This window comes from Amaricoccus solimangrovi, from assembly GCF_006385685.1.
GTDB classification, from domain to species: domain Bacteria; phylum Pseudomonadota; class Alphaproteobacteria; order Rhodobacterales; family Rhodobacteraceae; genus Amaricoccus; species Amaricoccus solimangrovi.
The window spans coordinates 1-1,810 of record NZ_VFRP01000090.1 but is presented as its reverse complement, the minus strand read 5'-3'; the positions used below and the strand labels follow the sequence as shown (position 1 = coordinate 1,810).

Genomic DNA, 1,810 nt, shown 5'->3' with positions numbered 1-1,810 from the left:
AGCCGAGATAGTCGCTGCGCGGGCCGCGCCGCGCGCCGCCGAAACAGTCGAGCTGGCAGAAGATCGCCTCCGGATTGATCCGGGCGAGGCTCTGGGCGTCGAGGCCGAGGCTCTTCACCTGGCGGTCGGTGGCGTTCCACACCACGACGTCGGCCGAGCGCAGCAGCCGCTCGAAGATCTCGCGGCCCTCGGGCGACTTCAGCTCGGCGAGGACGGATTTCTTGCCGCGCATGTGGGTCATGCCGAAGATCACCGTGTTCCAGCAGTCGTAGAGCGGCTGGGCCGGATCGACCTTGATCACCTCGGCGCCGAAGCGGGCGAGGTAGGAGACGCCGTGGGGACCGGCGATGACGTTGCAGAGGTCGAGGACGCGCACCCCCTCGAGCCAGCCCTTTCCCGCGCCGGTCGCGGCCAGGGCCGGCAGGCGCGTCGGATGCGCCCGGAGCGCCGCCAGCGCCTCCTCGAAGCCGACGCCGCGGCGCGGCGCCGGGGTGAGCATCGCCGCGCCGCTCTCCTCCAGCCAGGCCATCGGGCCCGGCTGGATCATCCGGCCGTATTCGGGATCGTCGACCTCGACGACGAGCCCGGCCGCCTCGGCGTGATCGTCGCTCAGCCATTCCCGCAGCCAGCGCTGCGGCGTTCCCGGGAACAGCCCCTCGCCGAAGATCCGCTCCCATTCCTCGGCGGCGCGGGTCAGGAACACCTCCTTCATCCGGGCGGCGATCTTGTCGGCCCAGAACTTCGGCAGCGGATAAACCCCGAGCGAGACGTCCGAGGACCACTCGCTGACCGGCAGATAGGTGTCAGGTTCCTCCCTGAGCCCGGCGGCGACCATCTCGTCATAAAGGCCGAGGGTCCGGAGGCAGCGCTTGGCGTGGTTGCGGTGGCTCGGGCAGACGACGTAGAAGGTCCGCCCGTCCTTGCACTCGTAGCTGCGATAGAACGGGTCGAGGAACTCCTGCAGCTCGGAATAGGAGACGTTCATCGGCAGGCCGTTCGCGCGCCGCCGCTCGATCTCCTGCTCGCGCTGGGTCTTGTAGCGGGCGGGATAGTCCTCGACGAGGAGCGAGTTGTAGGTGAGCCCCTCCATCACCGCGCTCGCGAGCGGCACCTCGATGCCGTCGCCGAGGCCGGTGCGCTCGCGTGCCTGGAGCGCGAGGACCGTGGCCGAGACCGCGAGCATGGTGCCGTAGGCCGAGGCGAGCGGCAGCGGCGAGAAGCAGGGATTGATTCCCATCAGCACCCGGTTCAGGCCCATGTCGGTGAAGACACCCGACGCGGCGGCGATGACCGACTCGAAGGCTCGCCACTCCCGGCGAAGTTCGTCATTCGAGGCGAAGCCGGGGATCGAGATGGTGATGAGTTCGGGCCGGGCCGCGCGCAGCGCCGCCGGATCGAGCCCGAGGCGCGCCATGACGCCGGGGCGGAAGTTCTCGACCAGGATGTCGGCCTCGTCGATCAGCCCCCGCGCCTCCGCCAGCCCCTCGGGGGACTTGAGGTCGAGCCGCAGGGTGAGCTTGTTCCGGTTCAGCGTCGCATTCGCCGGGCTCTCCCAGAGCGGCCCGGACGGGGGATCGACGTGGACGACCGTGGCGCCGAAGTCGGCGAGGATCATCGCGACCGCCGGGCCGGCGATGTACTGCCCGAAGTCGATCACCTTGACGCCGTGAAGAGGAAGGCTCGCGCGCTGCATGATGTGGTTCTCTTCGAATGAAAGGTCAGCCGCGCGGCCGTCGCGCGCCGGCGCGGCGCCGCGCTTCGTCCTACTGAAATCTCGTGTCACGCGGCCCTCCCGTGCCATCCGCCAAGG

At 69.7% G+C, this 1,810-nt stretch carries 1 protein-coding gene; it reads right to left on the bottom strand.

Annotation, left to right across the window (positions count from 1 at the left end; all coding sequences use genetic code 11):
- Nucleotides 1-1,693 (bottom strand): CoA transferase (locus tag FJM51_RS23310; protein ID WP_140456476.1); only part of this gene is annotated, 1,693 nt, incomplete at its 3' end.
- Nucleotides 1,694-1,810: the final 117 nt, after the last annotated feature.